The sequence below is a fragment of the Roseofilum sp. genome, from assembly GCF_982964205.1.
Window position 1 is genome coordinate 36,678 of sequence record NZ_CEZBFX010000039.1, and the last position, 2,068, is coordinate 38,745.

Genomic DNA, 2,068 nt, shown 5'->3' on the forward strand with positions numbered 1-2,068 from the left:
ATTCCCCATTCCCCATTCCCATTCCCCATTCCCCAACTTCATGTTTGAATAAAAGCAGAGATAATAAACTTTTGTGAACCCAGGAGTGAATATGTACATCGTGCAGATCGCCTCTGAATGCGCTCCAGTCATCAAAGCTGGAGGTTTAGGGGATGTCGTTTATGGACTGAGTCGAGAATTGGAACTTCGAGGGATCGGTGTAGAAATCATCCTCCCCAAATACGACTGTATGCGCTACGACCAAATTTGGGGTTTGCACGAAGCCTATCACGATCTGAAAGTTCCTTGGTATGGAGCTGCCATTTCCTGCGATGTCATGTGTGGTTGGGTTCATGGACGCATATGTTTCTTCATCGATCCCCACTCAGATGACCTCTTCTTCAATCGCGGCTGCTACTATGGTTGCAAAGACGATAACATGCGCTTTGCCTTCTTCTCCAAAGCTGCTCTAGAATTCCTCCTCAGAACCAACAAGCGTCCCGATATCATCCATTGTCATGACTGGCAAACCGGTTTAATACCCGTCCTGCTCTATGAAATGTATCAATATCATGGCATGGGCAATCAACGAGTTTGTTATACCATCCACAACTTTAAGCACCAAGGCATTGGTGGGGTAGATACACTTTGGGCAACAGGACTCAATCGAGAGTCCTATTATTTTGACTACGATCGCCTCCAAGATAATTTTAATCCCTTTGCCCTTAACATGATGAAAGGGGGTATCGTCTATTCTAATTTTGTTAACACCGTTTCCCCTCACCATGCCTGGGAAGCTCGCCATTCCGATATCAGCTATGGCTTAGGACATACCCTAGAATTGCACAACTATAAATTTGGTGGGGTTCTCAACGGGATTGACTATGATGTATGGAATCCAGAAGTCGATCGCTTTATCCCCTATCGTTACACAGCGAAAACCATCAACAACAAAGCCAAGAATAAGAAAGCCTTGCGAGAGCAGCTTTGGTTAGCCCATGATGATAACAAACCACTCATTGCCTTTATCGGTCGCCTAGACGATCAAAAAGGAGTGCATCTAGTTCACCATGCCATCTATTATGCCCTGCATCGGGGAGCGCAATTTGTCTTACTTGGATCGGCAACAGAGCAAGGGATTAATGACTGGTTCTGGCATGAAAAGCTATTTTTGAACGAAAATGCAAATTGCCATTTAGAGCTGGGCTTTAACGAAGAATTATCCCACTTAATCTATGCAGGTGCAGATATGATTGTCGTTCCCAGTAACTACGAACCCTGTGGCTTAACCCAGATGATTGGTTTGGAATATGGCACTGTGCCCATTGTGCGTGGGGTAGGAGGCTTACAAAATACCGTATTCGACCGGGATTACGATACGGAAAAACCGCTAGAAGAGCGAAATGGTTATGTATTCTATCAAACAGACTATGAAGCCCTCGAATCAGCCATGGATCGAGCGATCGGTTTATGGTATGAGTATCCCAAAGAATTTCAAAAATTAGTTCTTCAGGGTATGGCCTACGATTATTCTTGGAAAAATCCCGGTAGTCAATATCTAGGACTCTACGACTATATCCGTCACAAATAGTTGAGCCGGAGTAAAACGAGGTGAGTAGTAGGAGCAAAATTTTTTTGCCCCTACTAATCCCTACGATAATAGTCCATGAATAGCCAACCAAATACAAGGCGGTTCGCTACTGGTATAACTGACTCGATGGCGTTGATGAGCAGGAATAAATACCCAATCTCCAGGACATAAATGGACAATAGAATTATCCTCATACATCAGTTGTGCCTTCCCTTGTAGCAACACCACCCATTCATCTTGTTCTTGGTCATACCATTGCCCTTCTGGGGTAGTTTGTCCCGTAGAAATAATCCGTTCAATTAATAGATTTTCACTCTGGTGCAGAGATTCAAACTGTTCAGTATTAGGTAAGGGATGGGGTAACTGAAAAAGGTTATTCATCATTATCAATACTCATTTTACAGGGTCAAAAAAATTCGAGAACACTATTTATGGACGATGCAAGGAAAAGGTAAAAACGGTTTTTTCCTATTCCCTATTCCCTATTCCCTATTCCCT

At 43.4% G+C, this 2,068-nt stretch carries 2 protein-coding genes; one reads left to right on the forward strand and one right to left on the reverse strand.

What is annotated here, in order from left to right; genetic code table 11:
- Nucleotides 1-91: 91 nt before the first annotated feature.
- Nucleotides 92-1,570 carry a glycogen synthase GlgA gene (glgA, locus tag AC3A14_RS11895; protein ID WP_318719537.1) on the forward strand — a complete coding sequence of 493 codons (1,479 nt, stop codon included), beginning with the start codon at nucleotides 92-94 and terminating at the stop codon, nucleotides 1,568-1,570.
- 60 nt (nucleotides 1,571-1,630) lie between these two features.
- On the opposite strand, the gene AC3A14_RS11900 is transcribed toward glgA, so the two are convergent.
- Nucleotides 1,631-1,951, reverse strand: coding sequence for a cupin domain-containing protein (locus tag AC3A14_RS11900; protein ID WP_271944717.1), 321 nt, complete (start codon nucleotides 1,949-1,951; stop codon nucleotides 1,631-1,633).
- Between the last annotated feature and the right edge of the window lie 117 nt (nucleotides 1,952-2,068).